The 21,631-nt window shown below is 64.6% G+C and carries 19 protein-coding genes; 12 read left to right on the top strand and 7 right to left on the bottom strand.

What is annotated here, in order from left to right; genetic code table 11:
• Positions 1-46 precede the first annotated feature (46 nt).
• The 3 genes from ACVWZ4_RS10485 to ACVWZ4_RS10475 all read left to right on the top strand — a co-directional run bounded on the left by ACVWZ4_RS10485 (position 47) and on the right by ACVWZ4_RS10475 (position 3,327).
• Complete coding sequence (locus ACVWZ4_RS10485; protein WP_456740245.1) at positions 47-556, top strand: OsmC family protein; 510 nt, start codon at positions 47-49, stop codon at positions 554-556.
• Between the two features lie 39 nt (positions 557-595).
• Positions 596-1,423, top strand: coding sequence for a hypothetical protein (locus tag ACVWZ4_RS10480; protein WP_456700709.1), 828 nt, complete (start codon positions 596-598; stop codon positions 1,421-1,423).
• Between the two features lie 227 nt (positions 1,424-1,650).
• Positions 1,651-3,327: a methyl-accepting chemotaxis protein gene (locus ACVWZ4_RS10475; RefSeq protein ID WP_456700710.1), complete on the top strand. Its 1,677-nt coding sequence runs from the start codon at positions 1,651-1,653 to the stop codon at positions 3,325-3,327.
• Between the two features lie 9 nt (positions 3,328-3,336).
• Here the strand turns inward: ACVWZ4_RS10475 and mutS are convergent, their stop codons facing one another.
• Entirely contained in the window at positions 3,337-6,075 is a 2,739-nt protein-coding gene (gene mutS, locus ACVWZ4_RS10470; RefSeq protein WP_456700711.1) for a DNA mismatch repair protein MutS, read from the bottom strand.
• A gap of 216 nt (positions 6,076-6,291) precedes the next feature.
• Here mutS and pcaF point away from each other — a divergent pair, with 216 nt between their 5' ends.
• From pcaF to ACVWZ4_RS10445, 5 genes are all read left to right on the top strand, one after another.
• Positions 6,292-7,500, top strand: a complete 1,209-nt coding sequence (gene pcaF, locus ACVWZ4_RS10465) for a 3-oxoadipyl-CoA thiolase (RefSeq protein WP_456700712.1) — start codon at positions 6,292-6,294, stop codon at positions 7,498-7,500.
• 62 nt (positions 7,501-7,562) lie between these two features.
• Entirely contained in the window at positions 7,563-8,456 is an 894-nt protein-coding gene (locus ACVWZ4_RS10460; protein WP_456700713.1) for a dioxygenase family protein, read from the top strand.
• A gap of 123 nt (positions 8,457-8,579) precedes the next feature.
• Positions 8,580-9,281 carry a protocatechuate 3,4-dioxygenase subunit beta gene (gene pcaH, locus ACVWZ4_RS10455; protein ID WP_456740243.1) on the top strand — a complete coding sequence of 234 codons (702 nt, stop codon included), beginning with the start codon at positions 8,580-8,582 and terminating at the stop codon, positions 9,279-9,281.
• A 1-nt stretch (position 9,282) separates the two neighbouring features.
• Positions 9,283-9,885, top strand: coding sequence for a protocatechuate 3,4-dioxygenase subunit alpha (gene pcaG, locus ACVWZ4_RS10450; protein WP_456740242.1), 603 nt, complete (start codon positions 9,283-9,285; stop codon positions 9,883-9,885).
• Between the two features lie 192 nt (positions 9,886-10,077).
• Complete coding sequence (locus ACVWZ4_RS10445; RefSeq protein WP_456700716.1) at positions 10,078-11,139, top strand: phosphotransferase family protein; 1,062 nt, start codon at positions 10,078-10,080, stop codon at positions 11,137-11,139.
• Between the two features lie 95 nt (positions 11,140-11,234).
• Here the strand turns inward: ACVWZ4_RS10445 and ACVWZ4_RS10440 are convergent, their stop codons facing one another.
• Genes ACVWZ4_RS10440 through ACVWZ4_RS10430 form a run of 3 tightly spaced genes read right to left on the bottom strand, consistent with a single transcriptional unit; the run spans position 11,235 to position 14,440 of the window.
• A complete protein-coding gene (locus tag ACVWZ4_RS10440; protein WP_456700717.1) occupies positions 11,235-12,791 on the bottom strand; it encodes a DHA2 family efflux MFS transporter permease subunit in 1,557 nt (518 codons plus the stop codon).
• Positions 12,792-12,795: 4 nt separating this feature from the next.
• A complete protein-coding gene (locus tag ACVWZ4_RS10435) occupies positions 12,796-13,965 on the bottom strand; it encodes an HlyD family secretion protein (protein WP_456740241.1) in 1,170 nt (389 codons plus the stop codon).
• Complete coding sequence (locus ACVWZ4_RS10430; RefSeq protein WP_092232161.1) at positions 13,958-14,440, bottom strand: MarR family winged helix-turn-helix transcriptional regulator; 483 nt, start codon at positions 14,438-14,440, stop codon at positions 13,958-13,960. The genes ACVWZ4_RS10435 and ACVWZ4_RS10430 overlap by 8 nt, the downstream gene beginning before the upstream one ends.
• A gap of 156 nt (positions 14,441-14,596) precedes the next feature.
• On the opposite strand from ACVWZ4_RS10430, the gene ACVWZ4_RS10425 reads away from it, so the two are divergent.
• From ACVWZ4_RS10425 to ACVWZ4_RS10410, 4 genes are all read left to right on the top strand, one after another.
• Positions 14,597-15,091 (top strand): Fur family transcriptional regulator, encoded by a 495-nt coding sequence (locus ACVWZ4_RS10425; protein WP_456700720.1) that lies wholly within the window; start codon positions 14,597-14,599, stop codon positions 15,089-15,091.
• Between the two features lie 34 nt (positions 15,092-15,125).
• The gene (locus ACVWZ4_RS10420; RefSeq protein ID WP_456738257.1) at positions 15,126-16,079 is read left to right on the top strand and encodes a DMT family transporter; all 954 of its coding nucleotides are present in this window, start codon (positions 15,126-15,128) and stop codon (positions 16,077-16,079) included.
• 12 nt (positions 16,080-16,091) lie between these two features.
• Entirely contained in the window at positions 16,092-17,375 is a 1,284-nt protein-coding gene (gene ispG, locus ACVWZ4_RS10415) for a flavodoxin-dependent (E)-4-hydroxy-3-methylbut-2-enyl-diphosphate synthase (RefSeq protein ID WP_456700721.1), read from the top strand.
• Between the two features lie 177 nt (positions 17,376-17,552).
• Positions 17,553-18,380 carry an N-acetylmuramoyl-L-alanine amidase gene (locus tag ACVWZ4_RS10410; RefSeq protein ID WP_456740240.1) on the top strand — a complete coding sequence of 276 codons (828 nt, stop codon included), beginning with the start codon at positions 17,553-17,555 and terminating at the stop codon, positions 18,378-18,380.
• A gap of 137 nt (positions 18,381-18,517) precedes the next feature.
• Here the strand turns inward: ACVWZ4_RS10410 and ACVWZ4_RS10405 are convergent, their stop codons facing one another.
• From ACVWZ4_RS10405 to ACVWZ4_RS10395, 3 genes are all read right to left on the bottom strand, one after another.
• Positions 18,518-20,128, bottom strand: a complete 1,611-nt coding sequence (locus ACVWZ4_RS10405) for a Na+/H+ antiporter (RefSeq protein ID WP_456736639.1) — start codon at positions 20,126-20,128, stop codon at positions 18,518-18,520.
• Positions 20,129-20,173: 45 nt separating this feature from the next.
• Positions 20,174-21,031: a class A beta-lactamase gene (gene bla / locus ACVWZ4_RS10400; protein WP_456700723.1), complete on the bottom strand. Its 858-nt coding sequence runs from the start codon at positions 21,029-21,031 to the stop codon at positions 20,174-20,176.
• 166 nt (positions 21,032-21,197) lie between these two features.
• Complete coding sequence (locus tag ACVWZ4_RS10395; protein WP_456700724.1) at positions 21,198-21,572, bottom strand: nuclear transport factor 2 family protein; 375 nt, start codon at positions 21,570-21,572, stop codon at positions 21,198-21,200.
• Between the last annotated feature and the right edge of the window lie 59 nt (positions 21,573-21,631).

Here is a 21,631-nt window from a genome sequence, read left to right as displayed (position 1 = left end):
GCTCTGAGCCGGTACATCGAGAGCGATTTTTCCGGGAGAGAACAAGATGGACGCCGCAGAACTGCGCCAGATGCAGGCCCCGATCAAGGAGCGTTACAAGACCGATCCCAAGACCGCGATGATCACGCTGAAGGCCAAGGGCTCGACCGACAGCGAAGGCATCGCCTGCAAGGTCGAGACCGGCCGCGCCATCGCGATGGCTGGTCTGCATCCCGCCACCGGCGGCTCCGGCCTCGAACTCTGCTCCGGCGACATGCTGCTCGAGGCGTTGGTCGCCTGCGCCGGCGTCACGCTGAAATCGGTCGCGACTGCGATCGAGGTGCCGCTGACCACCGGGAACGTCTATGCCGAGGGCGATCTCGATTTCCGCGGCACGCTCGGCGTCGACAAGGAGACTCCGGTCGGCTTCGCCGAGATCCGCCTGCGCTTCGAGGTCGATACGCCGGCGCCGCAGGACAAGCTCGACCTCCTGCTGAAACTCACCGAGCGCTATTGTGTGGTCTATCAGACCATCAAGAACGGCCCGAAGGTTTCGGTCTCGATGCAGCGGATGTAGTGCCGCCTTCCCCCTCGACGGGGCGGGCAAGAAGAAAAAATGCCGGCCGAACTCTCCTACATCCTCTTCCTCGTGCTGCGCATGGCGGTTGCGGCCGCCTTCGTGGTGTCGGCGTCCATCATCACCGAGCGCTCCGGCCCGGTGATCGGGGCACTTGTGGCGACGCTGCCGATCTCGGCGGGGCCGTCTTATGTCTTCCTCGCGATCGACCATGACGCCGCTTTCATTGCGCAGGGGGCGCTGTCGAGCCTGCCGATCAACGCCGCGACGATTTTCCTGGGGCTGACCTACGTCGTGCTGGCGCAGCGGCATAGCTTTGCCGTGAGCGTCGGGAGCGCGGTAGCGGTATGGATCGTGCTGGCGTCGATCATCCGTCTGTTCGACTGGACGTTGACGGCTGGGCTCGCCGTCAACCTGGTGGCCTTCGGCGTCTGCATTCCGCTGCTCGCACGGTACCGGCATGTGAAGATGCCGCTGGTGACCCGCCGCTGGTACGACATCCCGTTCCGCGCCGCGCTGGTCGCAACGCTGGTTGCGATCGTCGTCTCGACTTCGGGCTGGGTCGGCCCTCGCGTCTCCGGAGTCATCGCGCTCTACCCGATCGTCTTCACCAGCATGATGGTGATCCTGCATCCCCGCATCGGCGGCCCTCCGACCGCTGCCGTGCTCGCCAATTCCGCCTGGGGCCTGCTCGGATTCGGCATGGCGATTGCGGTGATGCACGTCGCAGTGGTGAACTTTGGATCGGCGGTAGGCCTCCTGCTTGCGCTTGCAACTTGCGTGACGTGGAACCTGACACTGTGGTGGAATGGACGCAGAACTCGGCGCCTTCAAGCGCAAGCATCCGGTCCCGATATTTTGCGGTGATCAGCCGCGTAGTTCTGCGGTGTTCGGCTGCGCGATCCCGCTGCCATCGTTAATTTAATCTTTGTGACTTGCCCGTAAATGTACGCTTCAGCTGTCGAGGCACCCAACCTTGAACGTGGGCCAGTTCGACCGGTGCACCGTGAGTTTAGGACGAGTCGAAAACTCTCGAGCGCGAGGGCGATGCCGCCCCGTGGTGCGAGACGATTTCTCAACGAGGAGATATTTGGATGTTCGGGCGCAAGTCCCATGCTGATGCACAGGCGCGGCTCGACGCCATCGGCCGTTCGCAGGCGATGATCGAATTCAAGCTTGACGGCACCATCATCACCGCCAACAAGAACTTTCTCGACGCACTAGGTTATCGGCTCGACGAAATCCAGGGCAGGCATCACTCGATGTTCGTGCCCGTCGGGCAGCGCGACAGCGCCGAGTACAAGGCGTTCTGGGCTGCATTGAACCGCGGCGAGTATCAGGCACGCGAATTCAAGCGGATCGCGAAGGACGGTCGCGAGGTCTGGATCGAAGCATCCTACAATCCGGTGCTCGACGGCGATGGCAAGACTGTGATGGTCGCCAAGATTGCGACCGACATCACCGCGAAGAAGATCCGGAGCATGACGGACGCATCGAAGATCGCCGCCATCAGCCGTGCCCAGGCCGTCATCGAGTTCAAGCTCGACGGCACCATCGTCTCCGCCAACGAAAATTTCTGCAAGGCGCTCGGCTATTCGCCTGCCGAGATCCAGGGCAGGCATCACGGCCTTTTCGTGGCCGAGGCCGACCGCAACGGCACGGCCTATCGCGAATTCTGGGCCGCGCTCAACCGCGGCGACTACCAGACCGGCGAATTCAAGCGAATCGCCAAGGGCGGCAGGGAAGTGTGGATTCTCGCTTCCTACAATCCGCTGCTCGACGAGAACGGCAAGCCCTATGGCGTCGTCAAGTTTGCAACCGACGTCACCGCGGAGAAGCTGAAGAATGCCGATCTGGCGGGTCAGATCTCGGCGATCGACAAGGCGCAGGCCGTGATCGAGTTCAACATGGACGGCACGATCATCACCGCCAACGAGAACTTCCTGCACACGGTCGGCTATTCGCTGGCGGAGATCAAAGGCAAGCATCACAGCATGTTCGTCGAGCCCGGCGAGCGCGACGGCCCCGCCTATCGCGAGTTCTGGACCGCACTCAACCGCGGGCAGTACCAGGCGGCCGAATACAAGCGGATCGGCAAGGGCGGCAAGGAGATCTACATCCAGGCCTCCTACAATCCGATCATCGATCTCAACGGCAAGCCGTTCAAGGTGGTGAAATATGCCACCGACACCACCAAGCAGGTGCTGGTTCGCATGGGCAACGAGCGCGTCCGCGGCATGATGGAATCGGTCGCCGCCGGCTCGGAAGAGCTCAATGCCTCGGTGCGCGAGATTTCCGAGGCGATGACCAAGTCGCGCGAAACCGCGATGAGCGCCGTGGACCAGGTCGCCGCCGCCGATGCTCAGGCTCAGCGCCTCACCGAAGCGGCGCAGGCGATGAGCGGCATCGTCGAGATGATCAACAGCATCACCGGTCAAATCAACCTGCTCGCACTCAATGCCACGATCGAGTCGGCCCGTGCCGGTGAAGCCGGTCGCGGCTTTGCCGTTGTGGCATCCGAAGTGAAGAGCCTCGCCAACCAGGCCAAGCAGGCGACCGACAAGATCGCCCAGGAGATCGGCAGTCTCAACGGCATCTCGGGCGATGTCGTCGGCGCGCTCGGCTCGATCAAGCAGGCGATCAACAACGTCAGCGAATACGTCACCTCCACCGCGGCTGCCATCGAGGAGCAGAGCACGGTCACCAACGAGATGTCGACCAGCATGCAGCGTGCCGCCGCAGAGGCCGCGGCGATCACGGCAAGAGCGTAACCGGCCCAGTCACTGCTTCGGCAGCTTGGCCTTCAACGCATACAGCGCATCAAGCGCCTCGCGCGGCGACATCTCGTCGGGGTGCAGCGCCTTCACCGCGTCCATCAGCAACTCGGCCTCGGTCGGCGGCGCGGCTTCGGCGGCCGCGCGCGAGGGGACGGCGAACAGCGGCAGATCGTCGGCAAGCGCCCGGGCGGTCTGGCCGCGGTCCTGTGCCTCCAGCTTTGCCAGTACGGATTTGGCGCGCGTGATCACGGCCGGCGGCAGGCCGGCGAGCTTGGCGACTTGGATGCCGTAGGAGCGGTCGGCCGAGCCCGGCAGCACCTCGTGCAGGAATACGACATTGCCTTGCCACTCCTTCACCCGGACCGTCGCGTTGAACATGCGCGGCAGCTTGGTCGAGAGCGCGGTCAGCTCGTGATAATGCGTTGCGAACAGCGTGCGGCAGCGGTTGCTCTCGTGCAGATGCTCGATCGCGGCCCAGGCGATGGAAAGGCCGTCGAAAGTCGCGGTGCCGCGGCCGATCTCATCGAGGATGACAAGCGCGCGTTCACCGGCCTGGTTGAGGATCGCGGCGGTTTCGACCATCTCCACCATGAAGGTGGAGCGGCCGCGCGCGAGATCATCGGCGGCGCCGACGCGCGAGAACAGGCGGTCGATGATGCCGATCCGCGCGCGCGTCGCCGGTACGAAACTGCCGATCTGCGCGAGCAGCGCAATCAGCGCGTTCTGGCGCAGGAAGGTCGATTTACCCGCCATGTTCGGACCGGTGAGCAGCCAGAGCTGGCCGGACTTTTGCGCTGGCGTGGGCGAGAGATCGCAGGCATTGGCGATGAACGGCTCGCCGTTACGCTTCAAGGCCTGCTCGACCACGGGATGGCGGCCGGCCTCGATGGCAAAGCCGAGCGAGCCATCGACCTCGGGCCGCACATAGTGCTCGTCGACGGCGAGCTTGGCCAGCGAGGTCGCCACATCGAGCAGCGCAAAGCCTTGCGCCGCCGCGCGCAAATCGTCGCTGATCTCGAGCGCCCTGGCGCAGAGCCGCTCGAAGATCTCGAGCTCGAGGTTGAGCGCGCGATCACCGGCATTGGCGATCTTGGCCTCGATCTCGCCAAGCTCGGAGGTCGTGAATCGCACCTGGCCCGCCAGCGTCTGGCGATGGATGAAGGTCGCGTTCAGCGGCGCCGACATCAGCTTGTCGCCATGCTGCGCGGTGACCTCGACGAAATAACCGAGCACGTTGTTGTGGCGGATCTTGAGGCCCTTGACGCCGGTGTCGTCGGCGTAGCGCGCCTGCATCGAGGCCACGACCAGGCGCGAGGCATCGCGCAGGTTGCGCGCTTCATCGAGCGCCGGCTCGTAGCCGGCACGAACGAAACCGCCGTCCCGCTTGATCAGCGGCAATTGTTCGTCGAGCGCGCGGGCGAACTCGGCGGCGAGTTCGCGCGAAGGCCGCTGCAAAGCGGCCATCACCACGGCGATCTCCTGCGGCGGCTGGTCGAGCTCGGACAACCGCGCCAGCACCTGGTCGGCGGCGAGGATGCCATCGCGCAGGCCGGCAAGATCACGCGGTCCGCCGCGGCCGACCGAGAGACGGGCCAGTGCCCGCGACATGTCAGGCGCGCCGCGCAGGATGCTGCGGATGTCTTCGCGCGTGGCTGCGTCAGCGACGAAAGCGCTGACGGCATCGAGCCGCCGCGCGATCGCCGGCGCGTCGGTCAAAGGCGCCGCCAGCCGCTGCGCCAGCAGGCGCGAGCCGGCCGAGGTCACGGTACAGTCGATCGCATCGAGCAGCGAGCCGCGGCGTTCGCCCGCGAGCGTCCGTGTCAGCTCGAGATTGGCGCGGGTGGCCGGATCGATCGCCATGGTCGCGCCCGAGGCTTCGCGCGCGGGCGGCGACAGCGGCGGATGCTTGCCGACCTGGGTGCGGTCGACATAGGTGACCGCGGCGGCGGCAGCCGTGGCTTCCAGCCGCGACAGCTGCGCCAGCCCGTCCATGGTCGCGACGGCAAAGTAATCGCAGAGGCGCTTTTCGGCTGTGGCCCCATCGAAGACGTCGCGGGTCACCGGGGTCACCGCCGGCAGCTCACGCAAGGTCTGTCCGAGTTCGCTATCGCTATAAAGAGCGTCGCTAACGATGGCTTCGTTCGGATTGATGCGCGCCAGTGTCGCGGCGAGCTCGCCGCCCGAAACTTCGGTGACCGCGAATTCGGCGGTGGAGATGTCGATCCAGGCAAGGCCGAAGCGATCGCCGCCGGTGGACGAGCGCGCCCGCGCGATCGCCAGCAGGTAATTGTTGGCGCGCGCGTCGAGCAGCGTGTCCTCGGTGAGCGTGCCCGGGGTCACCAGCCGCACCACGCCGCGGCGCACGACGCTCTTGTTGCCGCGCGCTTTGGCGGCGGCGGGATCCTCGGTCTGCTCGCACACCGCGACCCGGTGGCCGGCGCTGATCAGGCGGTGCAGATAATCCTCGGAGCGCTCGACCGGTACGCCGCACATCGGGATGTCGTTGCCCTGATGCTTGCCGCGCTTGGTCAAGACGATGCCGAGTGTTTTCGAGGCGATCTCGGCATCCTCGAAGAACAGCTCGTAGAAATCGCCCATCCGGTAGAACAGCAGCAGACCCTGATGTGCCGCCTTGATCTCGAGGTACTGTTCCATCATCGGCGTGACGCGCGGGGCGGCTTCCGCTGGCTGCGCGGGAACGTCGTCGGGCGGCGGTAGGGGTATCGGCTGTTGGACTGTCATGAGCGGCGCAACCTACAAAATTTCGCCTCCTGCTCCTATGGCTTTGGCCTGCGAGGGGAGGTTTTCCACGTTGTCCGCACCGCGGCATGCGTTGCCGGCGTGCGCACCCCGGGGAAGACGCAGAAAACCGTCAATTGACCTGCCGCGGGCGCCCTCCTAAAACTCCGCCGACATCAAGGAATTCTGGCCGAACCGCGGCATTCAGGGAGAACAGCGATGCGTGACGTCTTTATCTGCGATGCCGTGCGGACCCCGATCGGCCGTTTCGGCGGCTCGCTCGCCAAGGTGCGCGCCGATGACCTCGCCGCGGCCCCGATCAGGACGCTGATGGCCAAGCACCCCAATCTCGATTGGGCACAGGTCGACGAAGTCTTCTTCGGCTGCGCCAACCAGGCCGGCGAGGACAACCGCAACGTCGCGCGCATGGCGCTGCTGCTTGCCGGGCTTCCGGACTCGGTTCCAGGCCAGACGCTGAACCGGCTCTGCGCCTCCGGCCTCGATGCGGTCGGTGCCGCGGGCCGCGCCATTCGGTCGGGCGAGGTCGAGCTTGCGATTGCCGGCGGCGTTGAATCCATGACCCGCGCGCCTTTCGTGATGGGCAAGGCGCAGGAAGCGTTCTCGCGCTCCGCCGAGATCTTCGACACCACCATCGGATGGCGCTTCATCAATCCGCTGCTGAAGGCGCAGTATGGCGTCGATGCGATGCCGGAGACCGGCGAGAACGTCGCCGAGGAATTCCAGGTCTCGCGCGCCGACCAGGACGCCTTCGCAATCCGCTCGCAGCAGCGAGCGGGGAAGGCGATTGCTGCTGGCTATTTCGCGGAAGAGATCACCCCGATCACCATTCCCGGTGGCAAGGCCGGCCCGACCACTGTTGACAAGGACGAGCATCCGCGTCCCGAGACTACGCTGGAAGGTCTGGCGAAACTGAAGCCGATCGTGCGCAATCCCGGCACGGTCACGGCCGGCAACGCCTCCGGCGTCAATGACGGCGCCGCCGCGATGATCCTCGCCTCCGAAGCTGCCGTGAAGAAGCATGGTCTGACGCCCCGCGCGCGTATCCTCGGCCTCGCCTCGGCCGGCGTGCCGCCGCGCATCATGGGCATCGGCCCCGTGCCCGCGACCCGCAAGCTGATGGAACGGCTGGGCAAGAAGATCACCGATTTCGATCTGATCGAGCTCAACGAAGCGTTCGCTTCGCAGGGCATCGCCTGCATGCGCCAGCTTGGCGTCGCCGATGATGCCGATTTCGTCAATCCGCATGGCGGTGCCATCGCGCTCGGCCATCCGCTCGGCATGAGCGGCGCGCGCCTCGCGCTCACCGCCGTGCACGGCATGGAAAAGCGCGGCGGCAAGCTCGCGCTCGCCACCATGTGCGTCGGCGTTGGCCAGGGCGTCGCCGTCGCAATCGAGAAGGTGAATTGAACTCTTTCCTCGCCTCTCCCCCGCACGCGGGGAGAGGTGAGGAGTCCCGGTGAGAGGCGAGCATGATCATCGAACGCGAGCAGGACGTCACGACCGCCGCTCTTGCGGTGATGGAGCGGACGTCCGATCCGCGGATGCGTCAAATCATGGTCTCGCTGGTCAAGCACCTGCACGGCTTCGTGCGTGACGTCAGGCTGACCGAGAAGGAATTCCGCGACGCCACCGCCATCATCGCCGAGCTCGGCAAGCTGACCACCGACACGCATAACGAAGTCGTGCTGATGGCGGGCTCGCTCGGTGTCTCGCCGCTGGTGTGCCTGCTCAACAACGGCGATCAGGGCAACACCGAAACCGACCAGTCGCTGCTCGGCCCGTTCTGGCGGTTGAACTCGCCGCGGGTTGAGAACGGCGGATCGATCGTCCGCTCCGAAACCCCGGGCGCGCCGCTGTTCGTCAGCGGCCGCGTCGTTGACAGGGACGGCCGTGCGGTCGCCGGTGCGGAGGTCGACGTCTGGCACGCCTCGCCGGTTGGCCTCTACGAGAACCAGGATCCCGAGCAGGCCGACATGAACCTGCGCGGCAAGTTCACGACCGACCAGGATGGCCGCTTCGCCTTCCGCTCTGTGATGATGATCGGCTACCCCATTCCGACCGATGGCGTGGTCGGCCGCCTGCTCGAGGCGCAGAGCCGGCACCCTTATCGTCCCGCGCACCTGCATGCCCTGATCTTCAAGCCGGGCTTCAAAGTGCTGATCTCGCAGGTCTACGATCCCAACGACCCCCATATCGACAGCGACGTGCAGTTCGGCGTGACACAAGCGCTGATCGGCAAATTCGTGCGTCACGAGACGCCGCATCCGACCGCGCCTGATGTCGCAACGCCCTGGTATTCGCTCGACCACACCTACCGGCTCGAGGCCGGGGAAGCCGTGTTGCCGCGTGCGCCGATCAAATAGGATGCCGGCCGAATGCCGGGTTCGGGAAGGCGCTGAACCCGCTTCCCCAAATTAGTTATATCCTATAATGATTGGCGCAAATCTGGTTCGGCTGGCCCAGAATGGCCGGGGAGGAGTTCGCCAATGACATTCATCTATCCCACAGGCAGCAACAAGGCCCATCCGCTGCCGCTGTCGCCCGAGTACAAGAGCTCGATCAAGCGCGCACCGAGCAAGCCCTTGATCCCGATGCGCCACACGCTGTCGGAACTCACCGGCCCGGTCTATGGCCACGAGACCGTGCGCGAAGGCGACAGCGACCTCACCACCCAGCACAAGGGCGAACCGCTCGGCGAGCGCATCATCGTGCATGGCCATGTCCGCGACGAGGACGGCCGCGGTGTACCCGATTCTCTGGTGGAGATCTGGCAGGCCAACGCCTGTGGCCGCTACGTCCATGTCCGCGACCAGCATCCGGCGCCGCTCGATCCCAACTTCACCGGCGCGGGCCGCACCGTGAGCGATGCGTCAGGCTATTACCGCTTCGTCAGCATCAAGCCGGGCGCCTATCCCTGGGGCAATCACCACAATGCCTGGCGCCCTGCCCATATCCACCTCTCGGTGTTCGGCCATTCCTTTGTCAGCCGCCTGGTGACGCAGATGTATTTCCCTGGAGATCCGCTGTTCCCGTTCGATCCGATCTTCAATTCGGTGCCGGACGAGAAGGCGCGGATGCGCATGGTCTCGTCGTTCGACCTGGAGAATACCAAGCCCGAATGGGCGCTGTGCTATCGCTTCGACATCGTGCTGCGCGGCAAGAACGCCACCCCCATGGAGAACCACTAACGTGCAGGATTCTGTGAAGCCCGACGGGATCACGCCGTCGCAAACCGTCGGCCCGTTCTTCAAATACGGCCTGACGCCGACCGGCGAATATTCCTGGAACGACGCCTTCACCAACTCGACGCTGACTGCAGACGTCTCCGGTGACCGCGTTCGTATCGAGGGCCGGGTGCTCGATGGCGACGGCGCCACGGTGCCCGACGCCATGCTGGAGATCTGGCAGGCGGACGCGCAGGGCCGCTACGCCGATCCGCAGGACAAGCGCGCGCTGCCGAACGCCAGCTTCCGCGGCTTCGCCCGCTGCGGCACCGACAGGGACGGCAATTATTCCTTCGACACCATCAAGCCGGGCGTCGTGCCCGATCCTGACGGTAAGCCGCAGGCGCCGCACATCGTTCTGGCCGTGTTCGCGCGCGGCATGCTGCGGCACCTCTATACCCGCATCTATTTCAGCGACGAGGCCGGCAACGCCGCCGATCCCGTGCTGGCGCTGGTTCCAGCCGATCGCCGCGCCACGCTGACTGCGGTGCGCGAGACCGGCAAGGCCGTCTACAAGCTCGACCTGCGCTTGCAGGGCGACAACGAGACGGTGTTCTTCGACATCTGACGCGCTGTCCCGGCGAAAGCCGGGCCGCAGCAGTCTTTGTTGCGCGAGATGGTCATGGCCTGCCTTCGCCAAACTATGCTGCCGTGATGGGGTCCCGGATCTGCGCTTCGCCTGTCCGGGACGACAAACAGAGGGTGTAGCGCTTCCCTGGGTGATCGTGCAGAATGTGCGCGGCACCGGGGGGCGCGACTCATGACATCCTCACAATTGCCGGCGGTCGCTGAGCCCGGTTACCTGACGGCTGCGCTGCGCAAGGCCGGCGCGCTGGACGCGGGCGCGGTGCGCGAGGTGAAGGTGCTGCATGAGCGCGACACCGTGGTCTCGCATATCACCAGGCTTGGTCTGCGCTATGTCGGGGAGTCCGCCGGTTCGCCGCAGACCCTGGTTCTGAAGATGGCGCAAGCTGGCTTCGCTCGGACGCTTGCGGATCGCGGCGAGCACGAAGTCGCCTTTTACACGCAGCTCGCCCCGAACATGCCGCCGGGATTCGTGCCGCGCTGCTTCGACGGGCATTTCAATGCGGAGAGCGGGAAATGGCATCTCCTGCTCGAAGATCTCACCGATAGTCATGAACTCGCGACTGTCCCGACGGTGCCACCTTCGCGAGATCAGTCGATGGCCATCGTCACGACGTTGGCGCGCATGCATGCGGCATGGTGGAATCATCCTCGCCTCGGCGAGACCGTCGGCACCTGGGCGAGCGCCGAGGACAGCGCAGCGCATTTGGAGACCTTCGCCGGGCATTACGATCGCTTCGCCGACGAGCTCGGCGATCGCTTGAGTGAGGAACGGCGCATCCTTTATCGCCGTCTCATCGAACAGTCAGCACGGCTGTCGCAGCGCTATCATTCGCACCGCCACGTCAGCATTGTCCATGGCGACGCGCATACCTGGAATTTCCTGTTGCCGCGCGCGGACGTTGCCGACACCGTGCGTATCTTCGATTTCGACCTGTGGGGCATCAATGTGCCCACCCACGACCTCGCTTACATGATGGCGATCCAATGGTATCCGGAGCGCCGGCAGGCGCTCGAGCGGCCGCTGCTCAATCGCTACCACGAGACGCTGCTCGCACATGGCGTGGCCGGCTACACGCGCGGCGCGCTCGATCAGGATTACCGCTGGTCGGTGCTCTGGCACATCACCAAGCCGGTCTGGCAATGGGCCATCAACATCCCGCCGGGGATCTGGTGGAACAATCTGGAGCGGGTGATGATGGCGGTCGAGGATTTGGGGTGCGAGGAGTTGCTGTAGGGCGGCGCGCGTGCAGCAATCCAGACTGCTGCTGCGGAGAAGGTCTGGATTGCTTCGCTGCGCTCGCAACGACGACAAGGCTCGAGCCGCGCCCTTTACTCCATCACCGCATGTTCCGGCCCCGCCGCCTGCTTGCGCAAGGACGCCTTGGTCGAACCGATCATCAGCGCCAGCGGGATGGTGCAGAGGATGAAGAACATCACGAGCTGGTAGTCGCGCGCAAACGCGATGATCTGCGACTGGATGCTGACCATGCGGTCGGCCATGGCGCGGCCGGCATCGGTGGAGAGGTCGATCATGCTCCGCACGTTCGGCATCTGCAGCGCATGGTTGAACGGGTTGATGGACTCCGAGAGGATCGCATAGGTCCTGCGCGTGCCCTGCGTCAGCTGGGCGATGACGACGGAGATGCCGACAGAGCTGGCGACGTTACGCATCAACGTCAGCATCGAGGTGCCGTCGGTGCGCAGATGGTTCGGCAGCGTCAGGAACGCCACGGTCGAGAGCGGAACGAAGACGAGTCCGAAGCCAAAGCCTTGGATCACGCTGACGACGACGATCTCCGGCACCTGGGTTTGGTCGGTCCAGCCGGTCATCTGGAACAGCGAGGCGGCGGTCAGCGTCAGGCCGCAGATGATCAGCGTACGGGCCTCGATGTAGCGCATGATGCGGCCGACCATCATCATGGCGAAGAAAGTGCCGAAGCCGCGGCTCGCAAGCAGGCCGCCGGCGGTCATGATGGGATAGCCTATGACGTTTTGGAGGTAAGGCGAGGCCAGTGCCATGGTCGAGTACAGCACCAGGCCCATCACGGTCATGAAGATGCAGCCGGTCAGGAAGTTGCGATCCCGAAACAGCGCGAACTGGATGAAGGGCCGCGAGGTCGTCAAGGAGTGCGCGAAGAAGTAATAGAAGGCGATACCCGAGACGATGAACTCGGTCACGATCTCGGCCGACTCGAACCAGTCGAGTTGCTCGCCGCGGTCGAGCGCGAGTTGAAGCGCGCCAATCGCAATCGCCAGCGCGCCAAAGCCGAACCAGTCGAACTTCAGGCTGAGATTCTTGTCGGTCTCGTCCATGAAGATGCCGAGCCCGAGCACGGTGACGACGCCGAACGGCAAATTGACGAAGAACACCCAGTGCCAGGAATAGGTCTCGGTCAGCCAGGCGCCGAGTGAAGGCCCCATGATCGGCCCCATCATCACGCCCATGCCCCAGATCGACATCGCCGTGGCGCGTTCCTGGAGCGTGTAATAGTCGAGCATGACGGACTGCGACAGTGGTACCAGCGCCGCGCCGAACACGCCTTGGAGCAGGCGGAACAGCACCATCTGATTGATGTCCTGCGCCAACCCGCACAGCACGGATGCGAGTGTAAAGCCGGCCGCGCAAATGATGAAGATGCGCTTGCGGCCGAAGCGATTGGAGATCCAGCCCACCGGCGCCGTCATGATGGCGGCGGCGACGATGTAGGAGGTCAGCACCCAGTTGATCTGGTCCTGCGAGGCCGACAGCGTGCCTTGCATGTAGGGCAGCGCGACGTTGGCGATGGTCGTGTCCAGCGCCTGCATGATGGTCGCCGTCATGGCGCAGATCGTCACCATGTTCCGGCGCAGGCCGGGGACCATCAGGCTGGCATTGGGACCGGACATCGGATCAGTCCTGCTCTTTGTCTTGGCTTGCGTTCGCCGACAGGCCGAGCAGGCCGGCGAGCGAGCGCCGATGGCCGGTGTCGATGGTGGCATAGACGCTCATGCCGGCCTTCAGCTTCTTCACGTAGTCGTCGCTCTCGTCGAAATAGATGCGGATCGGGACGCGCTGCACCACCTTGACGAAATTGCCGGTGGCATTCTGCGGCGGCAGGATCGCGAATTGCGCGCCGGTGCCGGGCGAGAGCGAACCGATCTTGCCCTTGAAGACGTGGTTCGGGAACGCGTCGACCTCGAGGGTGACAGGCTGTCCCGCGGTGACGTAGGTGAGATCGCTCTCCTTCGGATTGGCATCGACCCAGGGATGGGCGACGTCGATGATGGAAAACACCGGCGTGCCGGCGGCGACGTAGCGGCCGAGCTGGATCTGGTCCACCTGGGTCGCAACGCCATCCATCGACGCCCGCACCACGGCATGGTCGAGATTGCGCTGGGCATTCTCGAGCTTGGACTTGGCCTGGGCGTAGGCCGGGAATTTTTCCAGGGGCAGGTCAGGGTCGCCGAGCAGCTGGGTCTTGGCGGTCGAAATCTGCTGCTTGACGTATTGTGCGATCGAGCCCGACGTGACCAGCGCGTTCGAGGCGTTGTCGAGATCGAGCTGGGAGCCGTAATTGTTCTTCACCAGCGCCTGCTTGCGCTCGACGTCGCGCTGCTTCAGGTCGACGCCCTTCTGGGCGAGATCGAGCATGTCGCCATAGATCTTGATGTTGGCGACGAGATTGTCATAGGTCGACTTGGCCTGCATCAGCTGGGCCTTCGCCTCGTCCACGGCGAGCTGGAACGGGACCGGGTCGATGTCGAACAGCTCGTCGCCCTGCCTGACGAGCTCGCCCTCCTTCACGACGACCTTTACGATCTTGCCCGAAATGTCGGGCGTCACCAGCACCTTCTGCGCGCCGACATAGGCGTCGTCGGTGCCGACATAGCGGCCGCCATTGAGATAGAAGGTCAGGCCTGCGATCAGGGCCACGATCGGCAGCACCACCATCAGCAAAAAGCGACGATGACGGCGCAGCCCGGCGACGAAGCGACGGCGCGGATCGGTTCCGGCCTTCTTGCTGGGTTTGCCGCCGTCGATTTTCTGCTCGGGCTGGAATTTGAGGACTTGTTCAGCCATAGCGCTGCTCCTTACGCGCTTGTTCCGCGCCTGATGTCTGGATCGCGGTTCGCACGTTTTCTTTGATGGTTTCGAGTTGGGTGAGGAGACGATGGGCGTCCGCGGGGCTGATGCCGTCGAGCGCGTTGGCGGTCAGCTCGGATTTGAGGCCGCTCATCTTGCCAAGCAGCGCCCGGCCGGCCTTCTTCAGGTAGAGGCGCTTGACCCGACGGTCGGTGGCGTCGTTGCGACGCTCGATCCAGTCGCTGTCACAGAGCTTGTCGATCAGCCGCGTCAGCGTGATGGGCTGCATCTCCAGCAACTCGGCGAGTTCCGACTGCTTCATGCCCTCGCTGCGCTCGACTTTGGCCAGCACAGCCCATTGCGCGCGGGTGATGCCGAAACGCGAGGCCTCCTTGTCGGCATAGACGCGCAAGAGGCGGTAGAGCTCGCCGAGCGTGAACAGGAAGTTCTGGTCGACAGACCCGCGGGTCATAAGCTTGGTCTCCAATAAGCTTGGATATAATAAGCTAGCTTATGATTATTTCATGGCAGGTAGATGCGATGCTGTCCCGCGGCAAAAGCATGGCTGACCGCCATCGTGGCGGTCGTGCTTTGGGTTCCCTGGCCGAAATGCTAGAACGCCGGTCGAATGACCCTCGCAAAGCCGGCATTTCCGACGCCCGACCACGATCACGGCCGCTGCACCGCGGACGCGCTGGCGCATGCGGAGGCGGTTTGCGACGCCCGCGCGCAGAAATTCACGCCGATCCGCCGCCAGGTGCTGGGCGCGCTGCTCTCCAGCCATCGCCCGCTCGGCGCCTATGAGGTGATCGACGAACTGGCCAAGTCGATGCCGCGGCCGGCGCCCATCACCGTCTATCGCGCGCTCGATTTCTTGATGGCGAACGGCCTCGTGCACCGCATCGAGAGCCGCAACGCCTATCTCGCCTGCGCTGCCCACGACCACGACGCGACCTCGGCGGTGGCGTTTCTGATCTGCGAGCGCTGCGGCCTCGTCGGCGAAATCCCGTCAGGATCCTTTGCCGGGGATCTCAATGCCGCGGCGCGCGCCTCGGGCTTTGCACCAAAGCTGTCCGTGGTGGAGATCACGGGCGTCTGCACTCATTGTCAGAAAGCATCTTAAAGCAACAACGGCGCAAGCCGGGACTCAGGAAGACATGCCCCCACTCCAAGCCATTCCGTCCGCCGCGCGCCCGCTGAGTGCCGGCGCCATCGCCCTGATGCTCATGCTATGTCTGACCTGGGGCTTCAACCAGATTGCGGTGAAGCTGGTGTTGCCCGATATCCCGCCGATGCTGCAGGCGATGATTCGCTCGACGGTCGCGTTGCCGGTGCTGTTCCTCATCGGTACATTTCGGGGCGTCAAATTTTTCGAGAATGACGGCACGTGGAAGCCGGGCCTGATCGCCGGGTTGATGTTCGGCCTCGAGTTCGTGCTGATCTTCCAGGGCCTGCGCCTCACCACGGCCTCGCGCGCGGTCGTGTTCCTCTACACCGCGCCCTTCTTCGTCGCGCTCGGCTCCTACCAGATGCTCGGCGAGCGCCTTGGCAGCACGCAGTGGTTGGGACTGGCCGTGAGCTTTGCCGGCGTCGCGCTCGCGATCGGCGTCCCGCAGGCCAATGTGGATTCACATGTGCTGCTCGGCGATCTCATGATCGTCGGCGGTGCATCGCTGTGGGCCGCGACCACGCTCGTCGCCAAGGGCACGCGGTTGCGTTTCGCCGCGCCGGAGAAGGCGCTCGGCTATCAGGTCGCAACCTCGATCCCGATCCTCGGCACCGCCGCCCTGTTATCAGGGGAAACCATCAGCCACACCCCGTCGCCGCTGTCGTTCGCCTTGATGGCCTTTCAGGCTGTCTGGGTGGTCGGAACCACGTTCACGCTTTGGTTCGCGCTGGTGAAGGCCTATTCGGCCAGCAAATTGTCGGCTTTTACCTTCATCACCCCTTTGTTTGGCGTGGTGGGTAGCTATTTCATCATGCACGACAGCCTGAGTCTGGCCTTTGGGGCGGCAGCCGTCCTTGTAATTGCTGGACTTTTTCTGGTTAACCGTCCGAGCCAAACGGCCGCGGCGCCGGCTGATGCATTGCTGAACGTCACCAAAACCTGATATTTGGACCCCATGAACAAGCTCGAGAACACCATCGATTCCGACCTCGCAGGCCCCGCGCCCCGGCACAAGACCACCCAGGTCAAGGTCGGCAACGTCAGCGTGGGCGGCGGCGCGCCGATCGTCGTCCAGTCGATGACCAATACCGACACCGCCGACATCGACGGCACCATCGCCCAGGTCGCAGCGCTCGCGCGCGCCGGCTCCGAAATGGTCCGCATCACCGTGGATCGCGAAGAGGCGGCGGCCGCCGTCCCGCATATCCGCGACGGCCTCGCCAAGCGTGGCATCACCACGCCGCTGATCGGCGACTTCCACTATATCGGCCACAAGCTGCTCGCGGCCTATCCGGCCTGCGCCGAAGCGCTGGCGAAGTACCGCATCAATCCCGGCAATGTCGGCTTCAAGGACAAGCGCGACACCCAGTTCGCCGACATCATCGAGATCGCGAACAAGAACGGCAAGCCGGTGCGCATCGGCGCCAATTGGGGCTCGCTCGACCAGGAACTGCTGACCAGGCTGATGGATGAGAACGCCGCGTCCGCCAATCCGCGCGACGTGCGCGCGGTGACGCGCGAGGCGATGGTGCAGTCGGCCCTGCTGTCGGCCGCGCGCGCCGAAGAGCTCGGCATGCCCAAGGATCGCATCATCCTCTCCGCCAAGGTCTCGGCGGTGCAGGATCTGATCGCGGTCTATCAGGATCTCGCCAGCCGTTCCGATTACGCCATCCATCTCGGCCTCACCGAAGCCGGCATGGGCTCGAAGGGCATCGTGGCGTCCTCGGCCGCACTCGGAATCCTGCTGCAGCAGGGCATCGGCGACACCATCCGCATCTCGCTGACGCCGGAGCCCGGCGGCGATCGCACCCGCGAGGTGCAGGTCGGCCAGGAGCTGTTGCAGACCATGGGCTTCCGCACCTTCGTGCCGCTGGTTGCAGCGTGTCCCGGTTGCGGCCGCACCACATCGACCACGTTCCAGGAGCTGGCGCGCTCGATCCAGGATTTCATCCGCGACGAGATGCCGAACTGGAAGAGCAAATATCCTGGTGTCGAAGAGCTCAACGTCGCGGTGATGGGCTGCATCGTCAACGGCCCCGGCGAATCCAAGCACGCCAATATCGGCATCTCCTTGCCCGGCACCGGCGAAGCGCCGGCCGCGCCTGTTTTCGTCGACGGCAAGAAGTTCCGCACGCTGCGCGGCCCGACCATCTCGGCCGACTTCAAGGCACTGGTGATCGACTACATCGACCAGCGCTACGGCCAGGGCGCCAAGGCGCCGGTCACTGCGGCGGAGTAAGCGTCGTTCGACATCGAAATTGTAGGGCGGATTGGCGCAGCTAATCCGCCCTATTTTCTGCCCGAGCGAAGTGGCGGGTTACGCTTCGCTAACCCGCCCTACATTGCTACGATAATTCCCGATCAGAACGCGGACCCGCTCGGGGGCGCGCGTGACGGTGAAGGGGGAAGGGCCGGTGTGAAAAATGCGTGGCGCATCACCGCCGCTCTTGCTGTGTCGCTGATCCCGCTATTGGTCTTGCCAGCTCACCATGGCGAAGCGGTCGCGGCGCGCAAGGCCGCGAGAGCAAAGCCCAGACCCTCGTCGATCAAGCCGCCTGCGCCGAAGACATGCGATCCGCGCAAATTCAAGATCATTCTCGATGTCGGACACACCTCGGACTCGCAAGGCGCGACCAGCGCGCGCAACGATGTGGAATTCGGCTTCAACCTGCATTTGGCGCGGCTGATCGGGGAGCGCTTGACCTCGGCAGGCTTCGCCGCGACCCGGGTGCTGGTGACCGAGGGCAACGCGCGCGCAAGCCTGCTCGAGCGCGTCGGCACGGCCAACGCCGCGCATGCTGATTTCTTTCTCTCGATTCACCACGATTCCGTGCCGGACAAGATGCTCGAGCCTTGGGAGTTCGAGGGCGCGAAGAGCTATTTCAGCGACCGCTTCAGCGGTCACTCGCTGTTCGTGTCCGAGCGCAATCCGCACTTCGCCGCCAGCCTCCTCTTCGCCAGGCTGCTGGGCCGGGAGCTGAAGATTAAGGGCCTGCACTACGCCACCCAGTACGCCCTGCCGTTGATGGGCCATTACCGCCACCCATTGCTCGACAAGGATGTCGGCGTCTACCGCTACGACGGCCTTGTCGTGCTGTCGCAGACCCGGAGCGCCGCGGTCCTGCTGGAAGCCGGCTCCATCATCAACCGCGACGAGGAGATGGCGATGAACTCGCCGGAGCGGCAGGAGTTGATCGCGACGGCCGTGGTGGCGGCGATGCGGACGTATTGCGAGCGTCGATAGACCGTTCAACACCGGTCATTGCGAACGCAGCGAAGCAATCCAGAATCTTTCCACGGAGACAGTCTGGATTGCTTCATCGCCAGCGCAAGATTGCTTCCCGATCTTGTCGCGGGCTCCCCGCAATGGCGAGAAAGCCGCTATAGCGGCCCGCCCCGATACTCCCGGTTCGCCAGGCTCGCCTCTTCCAGATCGAGATCGCGCTCGATCCTCCGCCGCGTTTCGTCGGTGATCCGGCCGTCGCGCAGGAGATCATGGATGAATTTGCGCTCGGCTTCGATCAACTCGCGGGTCAACGCGGTGCCGGCGGCGGAGACGTCGTGGTGGGCGGGATCCAGTGAATCGGGAAGCTGGTTGAGGCGGATTTCGTGGCGGGCGCGCAGGAGCCGCATCACCTCGTCGGAGACCTCCTTCTCCTCGGTCAAGGCATCGAGCGATTTCAGCGCGGCGTCCAGCGCCTGGCGCCGTGCCGCGATCTCGGCCTCGTGTTCGGCGACGTGCTCAACGCGGCCGGCTTGCGCGATGCCGAGCCAGCGCACCACCGGCGGCAGCGTCAGGCCGACGCCGATCAGCGTGATGAAGATGACGCCGAAGGCGACGAACAGGATCAGGTCGCGATAGGGGAAGGCGTCGCCCCCAGGCAGCGTGAACGGCAATGCCAGCGCGGCAGCCAGCGACACCGCGCCGCGCACGCCGGTGAACGCGAGCGCGAACGGCCATTGCCAGGGCGGCGATGGATCCCGCATTCGCAGCGACTTCGAGAGCATTCGCGGCAGATAGGTCGCGGGATACAGCCAGGCGAAGCGCGCCAGGACGATGATGGCCATGACCAAGGCGGTCGCGATCATGATGTCGTCGAGCGGGAACGCCTTCGATTTCTCGTACAGCGCCCGCATCTGGAAGCCGGTGAGCAGGAACAGCAAGCCCTCGATCAGATAGATGATGAGATCCCAGAAGAAGATGCCTTGCAGCCGCGTCGATGCCGATATCAGCAGCGGCCCGTTCCAGCTGACATAAAGGCCGCAGGCAACGGTCGCGATCACGCCGGAGCCGCCGACATGCTCCGGCAGCCAATAGGAGACGTAAGGCGTGATCAGCGACAGCGTCAGCTCGACCTGCGGATCCCCAGACCATTTGCGGAAGCGCAGGGACAGCCAGCCGACGCCGATGCCGAAGGCGATTTCGCCCGCGACGATGAGGGAAAATTCACCGGCCGCCAGCGGCAACGAGAAATGTCCGACCATGATCGCTGCGAGCGCGAAGCGGTAGAGGATCAGTGCCGTGGCGTCGTTGGCGAGCCCTTCGCCCTCGAGGATGACCAGGAGGCGGCGCGGCATGTTCAGCCGGCGCGCGATCGCGAGCGGCGCCACCACGTCGGGCGGCGCGACGATTGCGCCCAACAGGAAGCCGACGTCCCAGGGCAGGCCGATCAGATAATGGGTCGCGGTTGCGACCATGGCCGCAGTGAAGATGACCGCGCCGACCGCGAGCAGCACGATGGGGCGCAGATTGTTCCTGAACTCGCGCCAGCTCATCGCGACGCTCGCCGAGTAGATCAGCGGCGGCAGCACCATCAGCAGCACCAGCTCCGGCGGCAGCTCCACCGGCGGCATGCCCGGCACGAAAGCCAGGCCGACGCCGGAAAGCATCAGCAGAATGGCAGGTGCCATGTTGAAGCGGCGTGCGACCAGCGCCGTGCCTGCCAGCACCGCAAGCAGGATGAGGAAGGTCTGGAATTTCGCTGCGATCATGACCTGTCTTGGCCCGGAAGCGGCCAAGAGGTCAATGCAGACGGCTTACACCAGCCGCTCGGCCACCATGCGCCCGATCCGCGCGAACACGGCCTCGAGCTGCGCCGCATCAGGTGTGCCGCCCTGGGTGTAGGCGGTGATCAGGATCGGTGCACCGGGTTTAGGCCAGGCGACCGCGATATCGCCCGATGCGTCCTTGCCGTTGTTGCCCGTCTTGTCGCCGATCGTCCAGCCTGCCGGCAGACCGCCGCGCAGCCGGTTCGCGCCGGTCTTGCAACCCACCATCCATTCGGTGAGTTGGGCTCTTGAGGCCGCCGACAGCGCCTCGCCTGTCACCAGCCGCTTGAGATTCCCAGCCATCGCCGCCGGCGTCGTGGTGTCCCTGACATCGCCGGGCGGCGAGCGGTTGAGCTCGGGTTCATTATGGTCGAGCCGCGATGTGGTATCGCCGATCGAGCGCCAGAACGCGGTGAGCGCGGCGGGGCCGCCGATCCGCGCCAGCAACAAATTGGCGCAGGTGTTGTCGCTGAGCTCGACGCTCGCCTTGCACATGTCGGCCACCGACATCGCGCCGGCCGAGAGGTTCTGTTTCGCGACCGGTGCGTACTCCAGGAGATCGGCCTTGCCGTAGGAGATCGTTGCGGCGAGCTTCTCCTCGCGGCGATCCACCCGCGCCAGCACGCACGCCGCGAGCGATGCCTTGAACGTCGAGCACATCACGAAGCGCTCGTCCGCGCGCCAGGCGAGCTTCGCGCCGGTGACGAGATTCTCCGCATAGACCCCGATCCGGCCGCCGCTCTCGCGCTCATAGGATTCGAGATCTTGCGGCGCGTCAGCTGCAAATGCGGGAGAGGCGGCCATCCAGCACAGCGAGGCGAGCAGGGAACGACGATCGAGATTCATGGGTGACTTTCGGGGGGAAGGAGGTGAGGTGCGGATGCGTCATCCGCACCGTCATTGCGAGCGCAGCGAAGCAATCCAGGCTGTCTCCGCGGCGGGATACTGGATTGCTTCGACCCGCAATGACGGAGAGTGAGGGACGAGTGGGCTCGATTCGGGCAGCGGCCCCTCATTCCTTCAGATCATACCGATACGATTTCGACACGATCTGCCAGCCGCCGGCGAGTTTCATCGCCACCAGATAATCCGTGAAGAACCGCGGCGGCAGCTGGCATTTGACCTTGATGAAGGCGGTCTTGTCGTCCGAGCGGTCGATCGTGACGATGAAATCCTCGCGCGGCTTGCCTTCGGCCTTGGCCGAGGGACGTTTGCGGACCCAGGCAAGCCAGTCCGGCACGGTCAGGATCTTCAGCTCGCCGTTTTCCACCCAGCGCAGATCGGCGGACGGATGAAAGACGGCTCCGAGCTTGTCGGCGTCACCCTCGTAGAGCCCGTCGAAATAGGATTGCACGACGGCTTCGACGCTGGACCGGTTCTCGCTCATGGGTCATCCTTTCGCATGATGGCTGCGCGGAAACTTAGTCGTACACGTCAAATCGCGCT

This window comes from Bradyrhizobium sp. USDA 4472 (assembly GCF_054058595.1).
The sequence above is the reverse complement of the archived record's forward strand: the minus strand, read 5'-3'. Positions and strand labels throughout refer to the sequence as shown.